Source organism: Streptomyces sp. NPDC094448 (assembly GCF_044763775.1).
Taxonomy (GTDB): Bacteria; Actinomycetota; Actinomycetes; order Streptomycetales; family Streptomycetaceae; genus Streptomyces.
In genome coordinates this window covers 642,461-658,665 of the sequence record NZ_JBIWGU010000002.1, presented here as the reverse complement: position 1 = coordinate 658,665, position 16,205 = coordinate 642,461, and the positions used below count along the sequence as shown (strand labels likewise).

15 protein-coding genes are annotated in these 16,205 nt (G+C 73.8%); 10 read left to right on the top strand and 5 right to left on the bottom strand.

Features of this window, described 5'->3' with window-relative positions; genetic code table 11:
• Positions 1 to 19: 19 nt before the first annotated feature.
• The 3 genes from ACIQ9E_RS06375 to ACIQ9E_RS06365 all read right to left on the bottom strand — a co-directional run bounded on the left by ACIQ9E_RS06375 (position 20) and on the right by ACIQ9E_RS06365 (position 1,823).
• A complete protein-coding gene (locus tag ACIQ9E_RS06375) occupies positions 20 to 253 on the bottom strand; it encodes a chaplin (RefSeq protein ID WP_403702727.1) in 234 nt (77 codons plus the stop codon).
• 241 nt (positions 254 to 494) lie between these two features.
• Entirely contained in the window at positions 495 to 905 is a 411-nt protein-coding gene (locus ACIQ9E_RS06370) for a rodlin (protein ID WP_403702724.1), read from the bottom strand.
• Positions 906 to 1,418: 513 nt separating this feature from the next.
• Positions 1,419 to 1,823 (bottom strand): rodlin, encoded by a 405-nt coding sequence (locus ACIQ9E_RS06365; protein ID WP_040914627.1) that lies wholly within the window; start codon positions 1,821 to 1,823, stop codon positions 1,419 to 1,421.
• Between the two features lie 270 nt (positions 1,824 to 2,093).
• On the opposite strand from ACIQ9E_RS06365, the gene ACIQ9E_RS06360 reads away from it, so the two are divergent.
• Positions 2,094 to 2,333: a chaplin family protein gene (locus tag ACIQ9E_RS06360; protein ID WP_403702721.1), complete on the top strand. Its 240-nt coding sequence runs from the start codon at positions 2,094 to 2,096 to the stop codon at positions 2,331 to 2,333.
• A 178-nt stretch (positions 2,334 to 2,511) separates the two neighbouring features.
• Here the strand turns inward: ACIQ9E_RS06360 and ACIQ9E_RS06355 are convergent, their stop codons facing one another.
• The gene (locus tag ACIQ9E_RS06355; RefSeq protein ID WP_403702718.1) at positions 2,512 to 2,814 is read right to left on the bottom strand and encodes a hypothetical protein; all 303 of its coding nucleotides are present in this window, start codon (positions 2,812 to 2,814) and stop codon (positions 2,512 to 2,514) included.
• A gap of 282 nt (positions 2,815 to 3,096) precedes the next feature.
• Between ACIQ9E_RS06355 and ACIQ9E_RS06350 the strand changes: the two genes are divergently transcribed.
• From ACIQ9E_RS06350 to ACIQ9E_RS06310, 9 genes are all read left to right on the top strand, one after another.
• Entirely contained in the window at positions 3,097 to 4,206 is a 1,110-nt protein-coding gene (locus ACIQ9E_RS06350) for a DUF3344 domain-containing protein (RefSeq protein WP_403702715.1), read from the top strand.
• A gap of 62 nt (positions 4,207 to 4,268) precedes the next feature.
• Positions 4,269 to 5,495: a glycosyltransferase family 4 protein gene (locus ACIQ9E_RS06345; protein ID WP_403702713.1), complete on the top strand. Its 1,227-nt coding sequence runs from the start codon at positions 4,269 to 4,271 to the stop codon at positions 5,493 to 5,495.
• The gene (locus ACIQ9E_RS06340; RefSeq protein WP_403702710.1) at positions 5,492 to 6,967 is read left to right on the top strand and encodes an exopolysaccharide biosynthesis polyprenyl glycosylphosphotransferase; all 1,476 of its coding nucleotides are present in this window, start codon (positions 5,492 to 5,494) and stop codon (positions 6,965 to 6,967) included. Before ACIQ9E_RS06345 ends, ACIQ9E_RS06340 begins: the two co-directional genes overlap by 4 nt.
• A gap of 2 nt (positions 6,968 to 6,969) precedes the next feature.
• Positions 6,970 to 8,412 carry an O-antigen ligase family protein gene (locus tag ACIQ9E_RS06335; protein ID WP_403702707.1) on the top strand — a complete coding sequence of 481 codons (1,443 nt, stop codon included), beginning with the start codon at positions 6,970 to 6,972 and terminating at the stop codon, positions 8,410 to 8,412.
• Positions 8,409 to 10,208, top strand: a complete 1,800-nt coding sequence (locus ACIQ9E_RS06330; protein WP_403702704.1) for a lipid II flippase MurJ — start codon at positions 8,409 to 8,411, stop codon at positions 10,206 to 10,208. Before ACIQ9E_RS06335 ends, ACIQ9E_RS06330 begins: the two co-directional genes overlap by 4 nt.
• Positions 10,198 to 10,998 carry a polysaccharide deacetylase family protein gene (locus tag ACIQ9E_RS06325; protein WP_403702701.1) on the top strand — a complete coding sequence of 267 codons (801 nt, stop codon included), beginning with the start codon at positions 10,198 to 10,200 and terminating at the stop codon, positions 10,996 to 10,998. The genes ACIQ9E_RS06330 and ACIQ9E_RS06325 overlap by 11 nt, the downstream gene beginning before the upstream one ends.
• On the top strand, positions 10,995 to 12,542 hold the full coding sequence (locus ACIQ9E_RS06320; protein WP_403702698.1) for a glycosyltransferase: 1,548 nt from the start codon (positions 10,995 to 10,997) through the stop codon (positions 12,540 to 12,542). The genes ACIQ9E_RS06325 and ACIQ9E_RS06320 overlap by 4 nt, the downstream gene beginning before the upstream one ends.
• The gene (locus ACIQ9E_RS06315) at positions 12,539 to 13,363 is read left to right on the top strand and encodes a lipopolysaccharide biosynthesis protein (RefSeq protein ID WP_403702695.1); all 825 of its coding nucleotides are present in this window, start codon (positions 12,539 to 12,541) and stop codon (positions 13,361 to 13,363) included. The genes ACIQ9E_RS06320 and ACIQ9E_RS06315 overlap by 4 nt, the downstream gene beginning before the upstream one ends.
• On the top strand, positions 13,363 to 14,580 hold the full coding sequence (locus tag ACIQ9E_RS06310) for a GNAT family N-acetyltransferase (RefSeq protein ID WP_403702692.1): 1,218 nt from the start codon (positions 13,363 to 13,365) through the stop codon (positions 14,578 to 14,580). Before ACIQ9E_RS06315 ends, ACIQ9E_RS06310 begins: the two co-directional genes overlap by 1 nt.
• Before the next feature lie 28 nt (positions 14,581 to 14,608).
• Here ACIQ9E_RS06310 and ACIQ9E_RS06305 read toward each other — a convergent pair whose 3' ends face one another.
• Positions 14,609 to 16,060, bottom strand: coding sequence for a glycoside hydrolase family 26 protein (locus ACIQ9E_RS06305; protein WP_403702689.1), 1,452 nt, complete (start codon positions 16,058 to 16,060; stop codon positions 14,609 to 14,611).
• Positions 16,061 to 16,205: the final 145 nt, after the last annotated feature.

Below are 16,205 nucleotides of genomic sequence, written 5' to 3'. Positions count from 1 at the left end.
CCTCATGACCGGTGAAGGATCAGCCGTTCACGCAGGCGTTGCCAAGGGCCGGGTTCAGCAGCGCAATGATGTTCACCGTGTTGCCGCAGACATTGACCGGAATGTGAATCGGGACCTGGATCACATTGCCGGACAGGACGCCGGGGGAGTTGGCGGCGGCGCCGTTGGCATTCGAGTCGGCCACGGCCGGGGCGGCCGCGCTGAACGCCAGCAGAATGCCCGCAACGGTGGCGGCAGCCTTCTTGTGCTTCATCGTTCGATCCTTTCAGCGGCGGCACTGAACGCAGGCACGACCCTCGTGCGCTGCGCCGACAGTCCTCTGTTCCATGGCGCCCCCGCAGATCTAGTAACGACTGGGTTCCCGCCAGGAAACCTCGCCTATAGCGACCTGAGGAAATCTCACTCGTATGCGAATCGGTCCGGGTAAATGCCCCGGAAAAGGGGTGTGCCCCCGGGCGTCGAACGCTCGGGGGCACAACTCACGGACGGATGGCTCAGCTGTTGCCGGCGCCGTTGCCCGAGAGGACCGGGATGTTGCTGAGGATGTGCGACAGCGGCTCGTCGCCCTTGGCCTGCGTCGAGTTCTCGGTGCACTGCTGGTTCTGCGGCGCCGACAGGATCGGGACGTCCTGGACGGCGATCGGGACGAGGCCGATGAGGGAACCGGCGTTGACCTTCGCCGGCAGGCCGATGCAGGGCTTGTTCAGCGAACCCTGGACGAGGGCCATCTGCGGGCTCATGTCGCCGTGCGTGGCGGCGTTGCCGTAGCTCTGCGAGGCGCCGTTGCCGCTGAAGGACGTGGTGCCGTTGTCGTTGCCGATGGCCATGGCCGGAGCGGCCACCGTGGCGCCGGCGCCCACCATCGACGCGGTGACCGCAGCGGTGGCCAGAATCTTCTTGATCACTTGATGTTCCCTTTTCGCTATGAACGATCGATCGTGGAGCAGACTGATCAACTGCCCCCGATCCGTTTGGTTCCGCGCGTTCACCCGAAAGCCGTAATACGGCCGGATGGTCGACGCCCGGAATATCGGAGGGGGGACCGTGGACGGTCCCGTCCTCCGATACGGCGGATCGCGATTCGTCCCCGGATGCGCCATGCCAACTGGAAGCACGACTGCCCCACGACGCAACGCGCCGCCGGCTGGAGGCAGGCATCCGGAACGGATCCGATTCCACGGTCCGCGGGCTTATTGAAGCAGTTCCGACGGTCGTCTGCCGAGGTTCGTTCACCCATCTGCCGAGTGAATTCCCGTCGGACGGATTCCTTCGAAATGATGAGGCAGTCGGAGCAGGGTTTTCGAGTAAACGATTCTGCAATTCCGGGGTGCACCGGCGCGGAAAGGGCGGAAAAAGGGGAAGCCCCCGGCACCGGGCGGGTGCCGGGGGCTTCGTGCCGTCCGCTGTGGCGGGCCGCCTCAGCTGTTGGCGACGCCGTTGCCCGAGAGGACCGGGATGTTGCTGAGCAGGTGCGAGAGCGGCTCGTCGCCCTTGGCCTGCGTCGAGTTCTCGGTGCACTGCTGGTTCTGCGGCGCCGACAGGATCGGGATGTCCTGGACGGCGACCGGCACGAGGACACCCACGAGGGAGCCGGCGTTGGCCTTCAGCGGCAGACCGATGCAGGGCTTGTTCAGCGACCCCTGGACCAGGCTGAGCTGGGGGCTCATGTCGCCGTAGGTCTCGGCGTTGCCGTAGGACTGCGAGGCGCCGTTGCCGCTGACCGAGGTGGTGCCCGTGTGGTCGCCGATGGCCATCGCCTGCCCGGCACCCGCGCCCACCACGGAGAGGCCGACCACCGCGGTCGCCATAACCTTCTTGAGCATGTTCCGTCCTTCTGTCTCGTGGATGCCCACTAGCGGAGCGACCTGACAACAGGGGGCCGCCGAGTTTGGTTCTCCCGGTTCACCCCAATGGCGCACACGCCCTGGTCGGACCGGACCGCGGTGGCCGGGTCCGGGGGCCGGAAACGGGTGGTCGTTGGGCCGAATGGGGGTCCCCCGACATGTCGCCCGTGTCCCCGCCGCGCATCGTCCGTTTCGATCTGTGTGAGCCCTTACGCAGGGCAGAACATCGAACAGAAGGTGCTATCTCCCATGAACACTGCCAAGAAGGCCGCCGTGGTGCTCGCCACCGCCGGACTCGCCGCGGGTGCCGCCGCCGGCAACGCGTTCGCCAGCAGCGACGCGAACGGCGCCGCCGCCAACTCCCCGGGCGTCCTGTCCGGCAATGTGGTCCAGGTCCCGGTGCACGTGCCGGTCAACGTCACCGGCAACTCGATCAACGTCATCGGGCTGCTGAACCCGGCCTTCGGCAACACCGGCGCCAACGCCTGACGTCCGCCACAGCGCGTCACGGGTGGTGCCCCCGGCTCCTTGCCGGGGGCACCACCCTTTTTCCGCCGCCGTCCGGTGCGTGAGGTATCCGGATGCGGAGCGGACCGGAGTACGGGACGGGTACGGGGAAGGGGCGCGGCCGCTGCGGCCGCGCCCCTTCCCCGTACCCGGACGTCCGTCAGCCGCCGACCGAGATCCCGCCCAGCATCGGCGTGGCTCCGGCGGCGGTCTTCAGGATGCGCTCGGGCGCCTGTCCCTTGATGCTGTTGAGCTGCATCGCCGTCTCCGCCGCGTCCTTGACGACATTGCCGCTGCCGCCGTTCAGCAGCGGGGACTGCTCGACGAGCTGGGTGAGACCGCCGTTCAGGCTCATGGGCGGCATGGCCGGCGGGGCTGCGGTCGCGGCCATCGCGGGTGCCGCCGCGCCGACCGCAGCCACCGAACCGGCGATGATCACGGCAACCCTCGACGAATACTTCATCTCTTCGCATCCCTTTCTCCGGCGGCGTTCCTCGCCGCCGTCACCGTGGACAACGACGGCCCCGCCCGGGGGTTATCGCCCAACCCGGCCGAGGAACGGGAAAACGCCATAACGAGTACCGGAGAAAAAGGGTGCGTCGAATCACCCGAAGGTTTTAACGGGGGGCCGCCGTGCGTTGCCGAGGCAGTGGCACAAGGCGCGTCCGGCGTGATTACCGGCGGTTCATCTGCCAAAGTGCACACTCCTGTTCTTGTCATCTTGACCGAGTGGGAGAGGCGCCTCATGTCGAACTCGGCGGGCAGCACCACCAGGGGCGTCCGGGGCGCTGCTCTCCTGCTGGGGGCCGCTGCCGTCCTCGCGCTCGCCGGGGGCGGTGCCGGTGCCGTCGGGCGGTCCGACCAGCCCGAGTCGCCGAGCCTCCCCTTCACCCAGCGTTACCACGCCGTCCAGCACGGCGGGATCGTGCGTACCGCCAACGCCGCCATCACCTGCCGCACCCCCGAGACCACCGGCGCCACCCCCTGCGCGGCGGTGCAGCGGGGCGGCAACGGCGTCAACGGCGACTACGAGATGTTCTACGTCGACGAGGACGACGACCCCAACACCTACAACTCCAGCCGCGCCCGGCTCACCCTGCCGCCGGGCGCCCAGGTCAGCTACGCCCGGCTGTACTGGGGCGGCAATCTGCGGGTCGGCGAGCAGAAGCCCCCGAAGGACAACGGCCGCGTACTGATCGCTGAACCCGGCGGACGCTACAAGGAGGTCCTCGCCGACACCCCCATGGCCCACCGCGACGCCGACGGCGCCGATGCCTTCCAGGCCTCCGCCGACATCACCCCGCTGGTCCGCAGCAGCGGTTCGGGGCTCTGGACCGTCGCCCAGATCAACGTCGCCATGGGCCACTCCGGCACCGGCGCCTGGGGCGGCTGGACCCTCGCCGTCGCCTACGAGGACCCCGCCGCGCCCCTGCGCCACCTCGCCCTCTGGGACGGGTTCCAGACCCTGAACAAGGCGAACCCGGCGTACGAGATCGCCCTCACCGGACTCCGGATCCCCGCCGGAGCCGAAGGGATCGCCGGCCTCGCCGGATACGACGGGGACCGCGGCACCACCGGCGACCGGGCCCGTATCCGTACGGACACCGGAAAGACGTTCGACCTCAAAGGTGCCGGAAATCCGGCCGACGACCTGATGAACTCCACCATCACCGGACCCGGGAATCCACTGGTACGACAACCTGCCCATAGCAACACCCTCGGATATGACTCGGATGTTTTCGATATCGGCGCCGCACTGGTGTCCGGGGTCACCAGTTTGAGTTTCCGCTTCGAGACCGAAAACCTCGGATACTCCCTCGGCGTTCTCTTCGTGCAGGCAGACACCCGCCGCTGAGATTCCCCGCGCGGCGCTGCTCGCCCCGAGCCTGATCCGCCCATGTACCAAGAGAGCCGCACGTGCCGCAGAGAAACCGGACCGAGCCGAGCCAACTGACGATCTTCCATCTGGTGCAGCCGGTGGAAGGGGGAGTCGCCCGCGTCGTCACCGACCTCGTCCGGGCGCAGATCGCCGAAGGCCTGCGGGCCGAGGTCGCCTGCCCGCCCGGCGGCGAACTCGCCGAGCGCGCCGCCGAGGCCGGGGCCCGGGTGCACTCCTGGCCCGCCGGACGCGCCCCCGGACCCGCGCTGCCGCGGGAGGTGTGGACCGCCGCCCGGCTGATCCGCCGCAGCCGTCCGCATCTCGTGCACGCCCACAGCGCCAAGGCCGGTCTGGTCGCCAGGCTGGCCGTCCGCGGCCGGGTGCCCACCGTCTTCCAGCCGCACGCCTGGTCGTTCGACGCCGTCGAAGGGCGCGCCGCCGAACTGGCCCGGGTCTGGGAGCGGTACGGCACCCGCTGGTCCACCCGGACGCTCTGCGTCAGCGAGACCGAACGGCGGGCCGGGGAGAGCGCCGGGATCGCCGCCCGCTGGGCCGTCATCCGCAACGGCGTCGACCTCGGGCACTTCGAACCCGGCGACGGGCTCCCCGGCGGACGGCCCCTACCGCCCGCCGAACGGCACGACCGGCTGCGGGAGCGCGCCGGACTGCCCGAGCTGACCGGGGTGCCCGACGATGCGCCGGTCGTCCTCTGCGTCGGCCGGCTCTGCCGCCAGAAGGGCCAGGACGTGCTGCTCGCCGCCTGGCCCGCGGTCCGGGCCGCCGTCCCCGGCGCCCGGCTCGTCCTCGTCGGGGACGGCCCCGACCGCGCCGCGCTCACCCGGCTCGCCCCGCCCGGGGTCCGGTTCGCGGGCGCCATCCACGACATCCGCCCCTGGCTGCGGGCCGCCGACACCGTCGTTCTCCCCTCCCGCTGGGAGGGCATGGCGCTCGCCCCCCTCGAAGCCATGGCCTGCGGACTGCCGGTCGTCGTCACCGATGTCAGCGGCGCCCGGGAGAGCCTCCCGCCCGGCCACGACCTCCACGGCCTCGTACCCCCGGACGATCCGGGGGCCCTCGCCGCCGCCCTCACCGGGCTGCTCACCGACCCGGAGCTACGGGCCCGCCTCGGCCGCGAGGCACAGACCCATATGCGGGCCACCTGCGACGTACGGCAGACGGCCGCCGCGGTCTCCGGGCTCTACCAGGATCTGCTCAGCTCGCCCCCCAAGCCGCCCCACCAGACGAGAAAGCGCACCAGGCGATGACGACGGAGAGCGCCCCCGCACCCCACCACCGCGCCGTCGCCGTGCCCTCGGCGGTCACGGCCCTGCACCCGCCGCGCCGCACCGCCCGCCACCGCCACCGCGCGGCGCGGGCCGTCCGGCGCAGCAACGCCGCCCGCTACGGGCCCGCGGCCGGTCTGCTCACCGCCGACACCCTGGCGCTCGGGCTGACCGCCGCCCTGCTGCTGCCGTCGCTGCCGTGGCCCGCCGCCCTCCTCGTCCCGGCTCTCCTCGTCCAGCCCGCCGCCCACGCCTGCCGCGGCCTCTACCGGCCCCGGCTCTCGCCCTCCGCGCTCGCCGAGATCCCCGCCGTCGCCGGGCTCGCGCTCCTCCAGTGGCTGCTGCTCGCCGAGGCCGTGGCCGCCTATGATGCCTCCCTCGCCGTCGGCAAGGCCGTGCTCGCGCTCGCCGTCGCCGTCCAGACCGTGCTGTGCGCCGGGGCCCGCGCCCTGCTGTACGCCACCCGCAGGCTGGCCGCGGCCCGCTGGCCCCACTCCGTCCTCGTCATCGGCACCGGACCGCTGGCACCCCAGGTCACCGCCGCCCTCGCCGACCACCCCGGCTACGGGATGCGGCCGGTGGGCCTGGTCGGCGGCGGGCCCGCCGACCCCGCCCGCTCCCTGCCGCTGCTGACCACCGCCGAGGACGTTCGCCGGGCCGTCGTCCAGAACGCGGTACGCCACGCCGTCTTCACCGAACAGCCCGGCACCGACCACGAGTCCGCCGCGCTCGTCGCCCTCTTCGCCCGCGCCGGGGTCCGGCAGTGGCTCGTCGACGGCGGCGCGACCAGCGGAAACCGCTGGTACCGCGCCGCGAGCACCGACCATCTGTGGGGATTCGCCGTACAGCCGCTGCACGGAGGGCTCCACCGGCCCGTCGCCCGCGCCGTGAAACGGGTCATCGACACTGTGCTCGCCGGGCTGGTGCTGCTGGCCGCCGCGCCCGTACTCGCCGTCTGCGCCCTCGCCGTACGCCTCTCCGACGGCCCCGGGGTGATCTTCCGCCAGGAGCGCATCGGGCTCGACGGCCGCCCCTTCACCCTGCTGAAGTTCCGCACCCTCGCCCCCGCCGACGACCACGAGTCCGCCACCCGCTGGAACATCGCCTACGACCACCGGATGAGCGCCACCGGCAGCGTGCTCCGCCGGACCTCCCTCGACGAACTGCCCCAGCTGTGGAACGTCGTCCGCGGCGATATGAGCCTCGTCGGGCCCCGGCCCGAACGCCCCTACTACGTAGGCCGGTTCAGCCACACCCACCCCGGATACGCCGCCCGCCACCGGATGCCCGTCGGCATCACCGGACTCGCCCAGGTCCACGGACTGCGCGGGGACACCTCCATCGAGGAGCGGGCCCGCTTCGACAACCACTACATCGAGACGTGGTCGCCCTGGCAGGACCTCTGCATCATGGCGCGTACCGCCGTCTCCCTCTTCCGGCTCGGAGGCAGTTGACGATGGCCGTGCCCTGGACCGCGCCACGGCCGCGTCCCCTCGGCGGCCCGGCGCCGAGGCTGATCCCGTGGGAGCTGCTCCCCCTGGTCGTGACGGTGCTGCTGCTCGCCGTACCGCTGCCCGTCCCGGCTGCGGGCGGCGGGGGGCTCGGGCCCGCCGACTACGCGTCCGGGGTGCTCGTCCTGTGCTGTCTGGCCCGGGTGCTGCGGACCCGGAGCCGCCCGCTGAGCCGTACCGCCGCCGTCGTCGTGGGCGCACCCGCCGTCGCCATCGCCCTGGCCACCGTCACCGCCGCCGATCCGCTGGCCGCCGTGCCCGGTTTCGTCCGCTACCTCCAGGTCTTCGTCCTCGTCCCGGCGGCCGTGGTGCTGCTGGTGCGCGACGCCCGCGACTTCCGCGCCGTCACCGGGGCGCTGGTCGTCCTGGCGCTGGTCCAGGGCGCGATCGGGGTGCACCAGTACGCGACCGGTACCGGCGCCTCGTACATGGGCGAGGACATCCGGGCCGTCGGCACCTTCGGCCCCACCGACGTCATGGGCATGGCCACGGTCGTCGCGTACGGACTCCTCGCCTCCGCCGCCCTCGCCCTGCGCACCCCCAAGGGCGCCCCGGTCCCGCTGCGCCCGGCCGCCGCCGGGGCCGCGGTCCTCCTCGTCGTCCCCCTCGGGCTCTCCTTCAGCCGCGGCGCGTGGATCGCCACCGCCGTCGCCGCGCTGGCGATGCTGACGCTCGCCGGGGTCCGCCGGGCCCTCACGGTGCTGGCCGTCGCGGTCGCCGCGACCGTCGTCCTGGTCGGCGGCTTCGGCGTCGGCTCCGCGATGATCGGCGCCAGGCTCAGCAGCATCACCCAGGTCACCGACGCCCCCGACCGCTCGGTCACCGACCGGTACACGATGTGGGCCGCCGCCGAGAGCATGTGGCGCGAGCATCCGCTGACCGGCGTCGGACTGAAGGGCTTCCCCGACCACCGGGACTCCCACGCCACGATCGGCCTCTCCTCCGGCAGCGACACCGCGGGCGCGGGACAGGAGTTCCTGCGCCAGCCGCTGCTCTCGCCGCACAACATGTATCTGCTGATCCTCAGCGAACAGGGGCTGATCGGCGCGGTCGCCTTCACCGGCAGCTGGGCGGCCCTGCTGGTCGGCGGTGTCCGGCGGCTGCTCGTCCGGCGCGGCGCACTGGACTGCGGTCTCGCGGCGGTGGCGCTGACGCTCTGGCAGACCGTCGACTTCCTGTACGCGGACATCGGCGGCCCCTCGACCGTGCTGACGGGCGTGGTGTTCGGCCTGGCGGCGCGGTGGGCGCTGGCGCCGCTGGGCGAACCGGTCCGCGCCGGACGGGTGCCGGGGCCGGCCACTGGGACCGGGGCACGGGCCGGGGACCGGGCCCGGGCGTGCACCGCGCCAGGCCCCGGGGCCGGCCGCGGATCCGGTACGGCCGGATGACCGGCGTGGACACCCGCGGGAAAGCCTCCGCCACGGCCGAACCCTCCCGGCTCGGCAACGTCCTCGCCCGCGCCGCCGCGGTCACCGCCGGACTCACCGTCGCGGGCGCCCTCTTCGGCCTCGTACGCGACCAGACCATCGCCCGGATCTACGGCGCCAGCGTCGACAGCGACGCCTTCCTCATCTCCTGGACCGTGCCCGAGATGGCGGCGACCCTCCTCATCGAGGACGCCATGGCGCTGCTGCTCGTCCCCGCGTTCAGCCATGCCCTGGCCCGGCGCGCTGCGGCGGGCGGGGAGCCGGACGGCGGGGCGCTGCGCGGGGACCCGGTACGCGTACTGGTCCGCCACACCTTCCCGAAGCTGTTCGCCGTCCTCGCCGCCGCGACCGGACTGCTGCTGGTCTTCGCCCCCTGGTTCGTGGCCGCGCTCGCGCCCGGCTTCGCCGATCCGGAACTGGCCGTCGAATGCACCCGGCTGACCGCGCTGACCGTGCTCAGCTTCGGTATCGCGGGCTACTTCAGCGCGGCGCTCCGCGCCCACGGCTGCTTTATGCCGCCCGCAGGCGTGTACATCGCCTACAACGCCGGGATCATCGCCACGACGATCGCCCTGACCGGCCTGTGGGGGGTCCGGGCCGCGGCGGCGGGGGTCGCGTTCGGGGGGGCGCTGATGGTCCTGGTGCAACTTCCTTTCTTCGTCCGCGAGGTGACGCTCCGCCGGATCCCTCCGGGAAAGCACTCGGTCCCGCACCCCCGCTCCGGTGTCCGCACGGGCAGGTTCCGGGGCGTCCGGGCCCGCGGGTCGTCGGGGCCGGAACTGCGCGACCCGCCGCCCACGGCTGGCGGGCGGACCGCCCCGGGGCGAAACGAGCCTCACCCGGAGCCGGAGAGCCCGCACCGCACAGCGCCCGGCACACCACCGGCGGGCCCGGCGGCAGCCGTCGGCGCCCTCCTCGCCCCCATCGTGCTCTTCGCCGTCAGCCGCCAGTCCCAGGTCCTGGTCGAACGCTTCCTCGCCTCCTCCCTCCCCAGCGGCGCGATCTCCCATCTCAACTACGCGCAGAAGGTCGCGCAGATGCCGATGGTGCTCTCCCTGATGTTCTGCACCGTCACCTTCCCCGCCGTCGCCAAGGCCATGGCGGAGGGCGACCGGGAGCGGGCCCGCCGCCGGGTCGAGAACGATCTGGCCCTCGCCGGGCTGACCGTCCTCCTCGGCACCGCGCTGATCGTCGGCTACGCCCCCCAGATCGTGGAGGTCCTCTTCCAGCGCGGCGCGTTCGGCCCCCAGGACACGCAGACCACCGCGACCGTGATGCGGGTGTACGCCGCCGGGCTCCTCGGCCACACCCTCGTCGGCGCGCTGGGCCGGCCGTTCTTCTCCGCGGGCCGCCCCACCTGGTATCCGGCCGCCGCGATGGCCGCCGGCCTCGTCGTCACCGTGGCCGCGGGCGCCGCCGCCGCCGGCCCCTGGGGCGTCTACGGCATCGCCGCCGCCAACGCGGCGGGCATCTCCACCACCGCCCTGCTCCTGCTGCGCGGCCTCGGCTCCCGGGTCGTCCCCATCCGGGTCGGCGCCATCACCCCGGCACTCGGGCGGCTCGCGCTCGCCGCCGGGTGCGCCGCCGCCGCCGGACGGCTCGCCGCGGGCACGATCGAACCGGCGCTGCCGAGTCTGGCCGTGGGCTGTCTGCTGGTCCCCGCCGTCTTCACCGTCACCGGGCTCGCGGTCCGAGCCCCCGAAGTCGTCCATCTGCTGGCTCTCATCCGACAGAGGATCGCCCGACATGTCCGCTGACACGGCGCCACCGCGCAACCAGACTCCCGCCACCGCCACCGCCACCGCCGAGCTGTCCCTCACCGCCGTGGCCGCGCCGGTCGCCACCGCCGTCCGCCGGCCGTGGATCCTGATGTACCACTCGGTCTCCGACCCGGCACACGATCCGTACGGCATCGCCGTCTCGCCCGACCGCCTCGACCTCCAGCTCCGCTGGCTGCGGGCCCGCGGACTCACCGGGGTGTCCGTCGCGGCCCTGCTGCGGGCCTGTGCGCAGGGCCGCGGCCGGGGGCTCGTCGGCCTCACCTTCGACGACGGCTACGCCGACTTCGCCGACGGCGCGCTGCCCGTCCTGCGCCGCCACGGCTGCACCGCGACGCTGTTCGTGCTGCCGGGGCGGCTCGGCGGCGACAACGTCTGGGACCCGGACGGCCCCCGAAGACCGCTGATCGACGAGGACGGGATCCGTACCGCCGTCGCGGCCGGTACCGAGATCGCCTCGCACGGCCTCTACCACGTCGACCTCACCCGGCTCGACGACGACGCCCTGCGCGAGGAGACCCTCCGCAGCCGCTTCTGGCTGCGCGAAGTGACCGGCCGCGATCCGGAGGGCTTCTGCTATCCGTACGGCACGGTCGACGGCCGGGTCGCGTCGGCGGTGCGCTCGGCGGGGTACGCCTACGGCTGCGCGATCCGCCCGCCCGCCGGACTCGGCGGCCCCTACGCCCTGCCCCGTACGCACATCAGCCAGGCCGACCGCGCGGTCCGGCTGTGGGCGAAGCGGGCCGGCCACCGGGCGGGTCTGCGATGACGGCCGCCCCCCGGGTGCTCCAGGTGATCACCGGTCTGGGCACGGGCGGCGCCGAGCAGCAGCTGCGGCTGCTGCTGCGCCACCTTCCCTACGCCTGCGACGTGGTGACGCTCACCAACCCGGGGCCGGTCGCGGACGGACTGCGCGCGGACGGGATCGCGGTCACCGACCTCGGTATGCGCGGCAACCGCGACCTGGCCGCGCTGCCCCGGCTCGTACGGCTGATCAGGGACGGCGGCTACGACCTCGTCCACACCCATCTGTACCGGGCGTGCGTGTACGGGCGGATCGCGGCCCGGCTGGCGGGGGTGCGGGCGGTCGTGGCGACGGAGCACTCCCTCGGCGACCGCGAGATCGAAGGCCGGCCGCTGACCCGCGGGACCCGTGCCCTGTACCGCGGTACGGAACGCCTGGGCGCGGCCACGGTCGCGGTCTCGGACACGGTCGCGGCCCGGCTGGCCGGGTGGGGCGTCCCGCCGGAGCGGACGCATACGGTGCCCAACGGCATCGACGCGCGGCAGTTCCGCTTCGACCCCGCGGCCCGGTCGGCGGTACGGGCCGGTCTGGGCGTCGCCCCGGACGCGTATCTGCTCGGCGGGGTGGGCCGGCTGGTCCCCGGCAAGGGCTTCGACGCCCTGATCCGCACGGCGGCGGCCGTGCCCGCCGTCACGGTCGTCATCGCGGGCGACGGCCCCGAAGGCCCCGCCCTGGAAAGGCTGGCGGCGGAGCTGGGCGTGGCGGACCGGGTCCGCTTCCTGGGCGACTGCGCGCCGGGCCCGGCGCCGGGCGGCGGCCCTGCCGTGCGCTCCGGTCCGGGCGGCTGCGGTCCGGTGGCCGGTCACGCCGAGGGCGGGGGTCCTGCCGGGCTCGGCGGTTCGGCGGACACGTATCCCGGAGCGGCCGTCACCACGGAGCCCGGGGGCGTCCGGGCGGGCGGGCCCGACGGCGGCGTCCGGGCCGCGGGGGCCCCGGTTTCGGCGCCCGCAGCCGGCGCCGGCCCGGGCGGTACCGGCGAGCCGGGGACACCCGCTGCCGCAGCCGCCCTTCCCGCGGGAGGGACGGAAGCGGGCGACGCAGCCGCAACCGGGGCCCCCGCCGGGTCCGGGCCGCCCGCCGGGCCCGGTCTCCGGTTCACCGTCCCCGACGTCCTCAGCGCCGTCGACGCCTTCGTCTCCGCCTCCCGGGACGAAGCCTTCGGGCTCGCCGTCGTCGAGGCGCTCGCCGCCGGGCTGCCCGTGCTGTACCGGACCTGCCCCGCCGTCCAGGACCTGCCGCCCGAACTGGTGCCCGGAGCCGTCCGGTTCGGGCACGACGACGCCTCCCTCACCGCCGCCGTCCGCGAACTCGCCGCCCGGCGGCCGCCGCGGAGCCGTACCGCCCCCGGCGGCGTCGGGCACTACGACATCCGCCGGACCGCGGGCCTCGTCGCCGAGGTGTACGAGCGCGTGCTCGCCGGGGACCGGCCGTACCCCCCGGACCCGCGGGGCCGAAACCTGCCCCGGCAGAAAACCGAGACCGATCCGACCGAGAGAGTCCACCGATGAGCAAGCCGCAGACCGGGCAGCCTTCGCAGCCTTCGCAGACCCAGCGCCCGGAGCCCCGGGACCGCGGGCCCGAGCGGGCCGGGAAGACCGACCGCACCGAACCGGCACCGGTGCCGCCGGCCGCCCGGCCCCGGCGGCCGGTGCCGCTGCGGTGGGCCGCGGACCGGGTTCGGCGGCTGCCCGTCTGGTGGCCGCTGCCCGCGCTCGCCGCCGCCGGTGCCCTGTGCGGGAGCGCGTACGGACTCCTCGCCGCCCCCCAGTACGCCGCCACCAGTTTCGTCGTCGCCGTCACGGGCAAGGACGCCCAGCCCGGGGCCGCCCTCGGCTTCGCTCAGGCCTACGGGCGCATCGCCACCAGCGACTCCACCATCGCCTACGCCCGGGTCGCGGCCGCGATGCCCGCGCAGGAACTCCGCAGCCGGGTACGGACCGAGACCTCGCCCGACTCGCCGATGATCGCGATCACCGGCACATCGGACCGACCCGGTGAGGCCGCCGATATCGCCAACGCCGTCGCGGACGCCGTGTTCGTCAGCGGCAACCAGGTCGCCAAGAACACCGGCGTCCAGCTGCTGAGCTTCTCGCGGGCCATCCCGCCCGCCGAGCCCGTATCGCCGTCCGTACCGCTCGGCGCGGCCGTCGGCGCCGCCACCGGAGGTCTGATCGGCGGTCTGGTGCTGCTGGTCCGGCCCCGGGTCCGGCACCGCAGCGCCGAGGACGGAACCGGGGACGGCACCGGCCGCGCACCGGCCGGGCCCGCGCCCGCCTCCGTACCCGCGCCCGCCACTCAGGGCTCCGCGGCCGGGAAGGAGCGCGTCTGATGGCCGCGGCGGAACGGAAGCCGCACGGCTTCACCGTCACCCTCTGCCGGGACCAGCGCACCTTCGCCCTGCTGCGGCCCGAATGGGACGACCTCCAGCGCCGCTGCTCCACCGCCACCCCCTTCCAGAGCCACGCCTGGCTGGAGTCGTGGTGGCTGTCCTACGGCACCGGGGGGCGGCTGCGGATCGTCCTCGTCCGCCGCGGCGGACGGCTGGTGGCCGCCGCGCCGCTGATGCTGGTGCACCGGCCCATGCCGCTGCTCGTCTCCCTCGGCGGCGGTATCTCCGACTACTCCGACATCCTCGTCGACGACGCCGACGGTACGGATCCGGCCGCCGCCGACGCGGCCGTCGACGCACTGGAGCGCGGGCTCCAGCGCGCCGCCCGGCACGCGGTGATCGACCTCCGCGAGGTCCGGCCCGGCGCCGCCGCCGAGAAGCTGTACGCGCGGTGGACCGGCGCCCGGGCCCGGCTCACCGACTCCGTCTGTCTGGAACTGCCCGCCGGCCCCATCGAAGAGCTGGTCAAACGGCTCCCGGCGGCCCGCGCCCAGCGGGTGCGGGCCAAGCTGCGGAAGATCGACGCACTGGAGATCGAGGACATCACCGTCGGCGAGGACGGCGTCCCGGAGGCCATGGGGCATCTGCTGCGGCTCCACGAACTCCAGTGGCGGGGACGCGGGGTGACCGTGGAGCATCTGCGGCCCCGGTTCGCCGAGCACCTCGTCCGGGCCACCCGCCGCATGGTCCGCGACGGCGACGCGGCCCTGACCGAGTACCGGCTGGACGGGGAGGTCGTCGCCGCGAGCGTGGCCCTGCTGTCGGGCCGGTTCTCGGGCGGCTATCTGTACGGGGCGGACCCCCGGCTGCGGGAGCGCAAGGTCGACGTCACCACCATGCTGCTGCGGCACGACGCCGATCTCGCGGCCGGTACCGGCCGCCGGGTGATGAGCCTGCTGCGCGGCAAGGAGCCGTACAAGAACCACTGGCGCCCCGAAGCGGTCACCAACCAGCGGCTGCTGCTCGCCCCGTACACCCTGGAACCGCTGCTGAAGCTGCATATGTCACGGGCCGCGCTGCGGGACCGGGCCGCGGCGACCGTCGGCGAACGGTTCCCCGCGGCCCGTGAATGGCGCGACCGGCTGAAGGACTGGCGGTCGGCCGTCGGCAGCCGTTCAGCGGTCCGCCTGCGCGCCCGGCGCCCGGTGGACCGCTGAACGGGTCCGCCGGGCCGGCCGGGCGGGCTCAGCGACCGTCGGGGCGGGGGTTGGGCCGGTCCTCGGGCCAGGGGACCTTCACACAGAACTTCCCGCCCGGGGCCCAGGAGTCCGTCCAGGGGGAGAACGGGACCTGGAAGCACCAGTCGACCTTGCCGAGCCGTCCGGGTGCGACGGGCGGGACGGTCGGGACGGGCAGGCTCGGCACCGGCACGGGAACCGTCGGGGTCGGCGCCGGGGGCACGGTGGGCTCCTCCGGCTCCGGGGGCGGGTCGGTGACCACCGGCGGCACCGGCACCGTGGGCTCCGGCGGCACGGGAGGTGCCGGGGGTGCCGGAGGCGCTGTCGGTACCGGCGGGACGGGCGGTACGGGCGGCACGGAAGGTGCCGGGGGTGCCGGAGGCGCTGTCGGTACCGGCGGGACGGGCGGCACGGGCGGTGTCGGTACGGGCGGCACCGGCGGGACCGGCGGGACCGGCGGCACCGACGGGCCCGTCTGGTTGTACAGCCGGGTGCGGAACACACTCGACGATTTGGGGTTGCTATCACACTGCCAGACGCCGTGCGGACAGTAGTCCGTGATGGTGTGGTAAAGCGGCCGGTGCTGCTCGATCCAGTCCAGCATCCCCCGCATGTATTCAGGGTTGTCCCCGTTGCGGAACAGCCCCCACTCCGGGTACGAGATCGCCTTGCCGTGCTCGCGCGCGAACTCCACCTGGGCACGGAGCCCGTACGGCGCCGACGCCTGCTCCTCGAAGGTCCGGCCCGGTGCCTGGTCGTACGAGTCCATCCCGATGATGTCGACCACCTCGTCGCCCGGGTAGCAGGCGGTCCACGGCACCGCGTCCTGCCCCCGGTTCGGCGCGAAGTCGAAGCGGAAGGCCTGGCCCTCGACCGAGCGCATCGCCGTCACGATCCGGTTCCAGTACGTCTTCCACGCCTCCGGATCCGGTCCGCAGCGGTGCGTGTAGGTGATGCCGTTCATCTCCCAGCCCAGGACCAGGACGGTGTCCGGTACGCCGAGGTCCACCAGGCGCCGGGCCAGCGCCCTGAAGTGTTCGTCGTACTGCCCCGACGCGCCCGCCCGCAGCAGCGTACGGACCTCGTGGTCCGGCACCCGGGCCTCGTTCCGCTCCAGCATCGGCACATTGAGGACGAACATCCGGTCGTCACGGGCGCGCCGCCAGCGGGCCCAGTCGTCGAGGAAGCCGACCTGCCCCTCGATACCGGCCCACCGGTCGCCGGGCAGATAGGTGTGGCCGACCCGCAGCTCCGCACCGCCGAGCCACCGCGACAGTTCGGCGATACGGCGCGGACCCGCCGAGCCGTAGTCGACGTACGCGCCGACGGCGGCCGGGCGCCCGGACTGGTCCCCGGCCCGGGCGGCACCCGCCGCGCCCGCGACGGCACCTGTGGAGACCAGCAGACTCGCGGCGACCGTTCCGATGGTAGTGCCGGTGAGACGGCGCCTTCGGGTCATGGCTCCTCCTGGGGCAGAGCGGTGATCTGGCGGCCCGTCGGACTGACGCTCTGTCCGGTCCCGTCCGTCGTATCCGGCCGTAGGAAGAAAGTCCTACGAATGAGCGGTCCGGGCGACCTCCGGTAGGCCATTCGCGATCATCACC

Coding starts and splice junctions, on each gene's coding strand:
- ACIQ9E_RS06335 (WP_403702707.1), top strand. CDS start 6,970: ATGGCCGTGCCCTGGACCGCGCCACGGCCGCGTCCCCTCGGCGGCCCG.
- ACIQ9E_RS06305 (WP_403702689.1), bottom strand. CDS start 16,060: ATGACCCGAAGGCGCCGTCTCACCGGCACTACCATCGGAACGGTCGCC.
- ACIQ9E_RS06340 (WP_403702710.1), top strand. CDS start 5,492: ATGACGACGGAGAGCGCCCCCGCACCCCACCACCGCGCCGTCGCCGTG.
- ACIQ9E_RS06350 (WP_403702715.1), top strand. CDS start 3,097: ATGTCGAACTCGGCGGGCAGCACCACCAGGGGCGTCCGGGGCGCTGCT.
- ACIQ9E_RS06325 (WP_403702701.1), top strand. CDS start 10,198: ATGTCCGCTGACACGGCGCCACCGCGCAACCAGACTCCCGCCACCGCC.
- ACIQ9E_RS06320 (WP_403702698.1), top strand. CDS start 10,995: ATGACGGCCGCCCCCCGGGTGCTCCAGGTGATCACCGGTCTGGGCACG.
- ACIQ9E_RS06330 (WP_403702704.1), top strand. CDS start 8,409: ATGACCGGCGTGGACACCCGCGGGAAAGCCTCCGCCACGGCCGAACCC.
- ACIQ9E_RS06360 (WP_403702721.1), top strand. CDS start 2,094: ATGAACACTGCCAAGAAGGCCGCCGTGGTGCTCGCCACCGCCGGACTC.
- ACIQ9E_RS06375 (WP_403702727.1), bottom strand. CDS start 253: ATGAAGCACAAGAAGGCTGCCGCCACCGTTGCGGGCATTCTGCTGGCG.
- ACIQ9E_RS06315 (WP_403702695.1), top strand. CDS start 12,539: ATGAGCAAGCCGCAGACCGGGCAGCCTTCGCAGCCTTCGCAGACCCAG.
- ACIQ9E_RS06365 (WP_040914627.1), bottom strand. CDS start 1,823: ATGCTCAAGAAGGTTATGGCGACCGCGGTGGTCGGCCTCTCCGTGGTG.
- ACIQ9E_RS06310 (WP_403702692.1), top strand. CDS start 13,363: ATGGCCGCGGCGGAACGGAAGCCGCACGGCTTCACCGTCACCCTCTGC.
- ACIQ9E_RS06355 (WP_403702718.1), bottom strand. CDS start 2,814: ATGAAGTATTCGTCGAGGGTTGCCGTGATCATCGCCGGTTCGGTGGCT.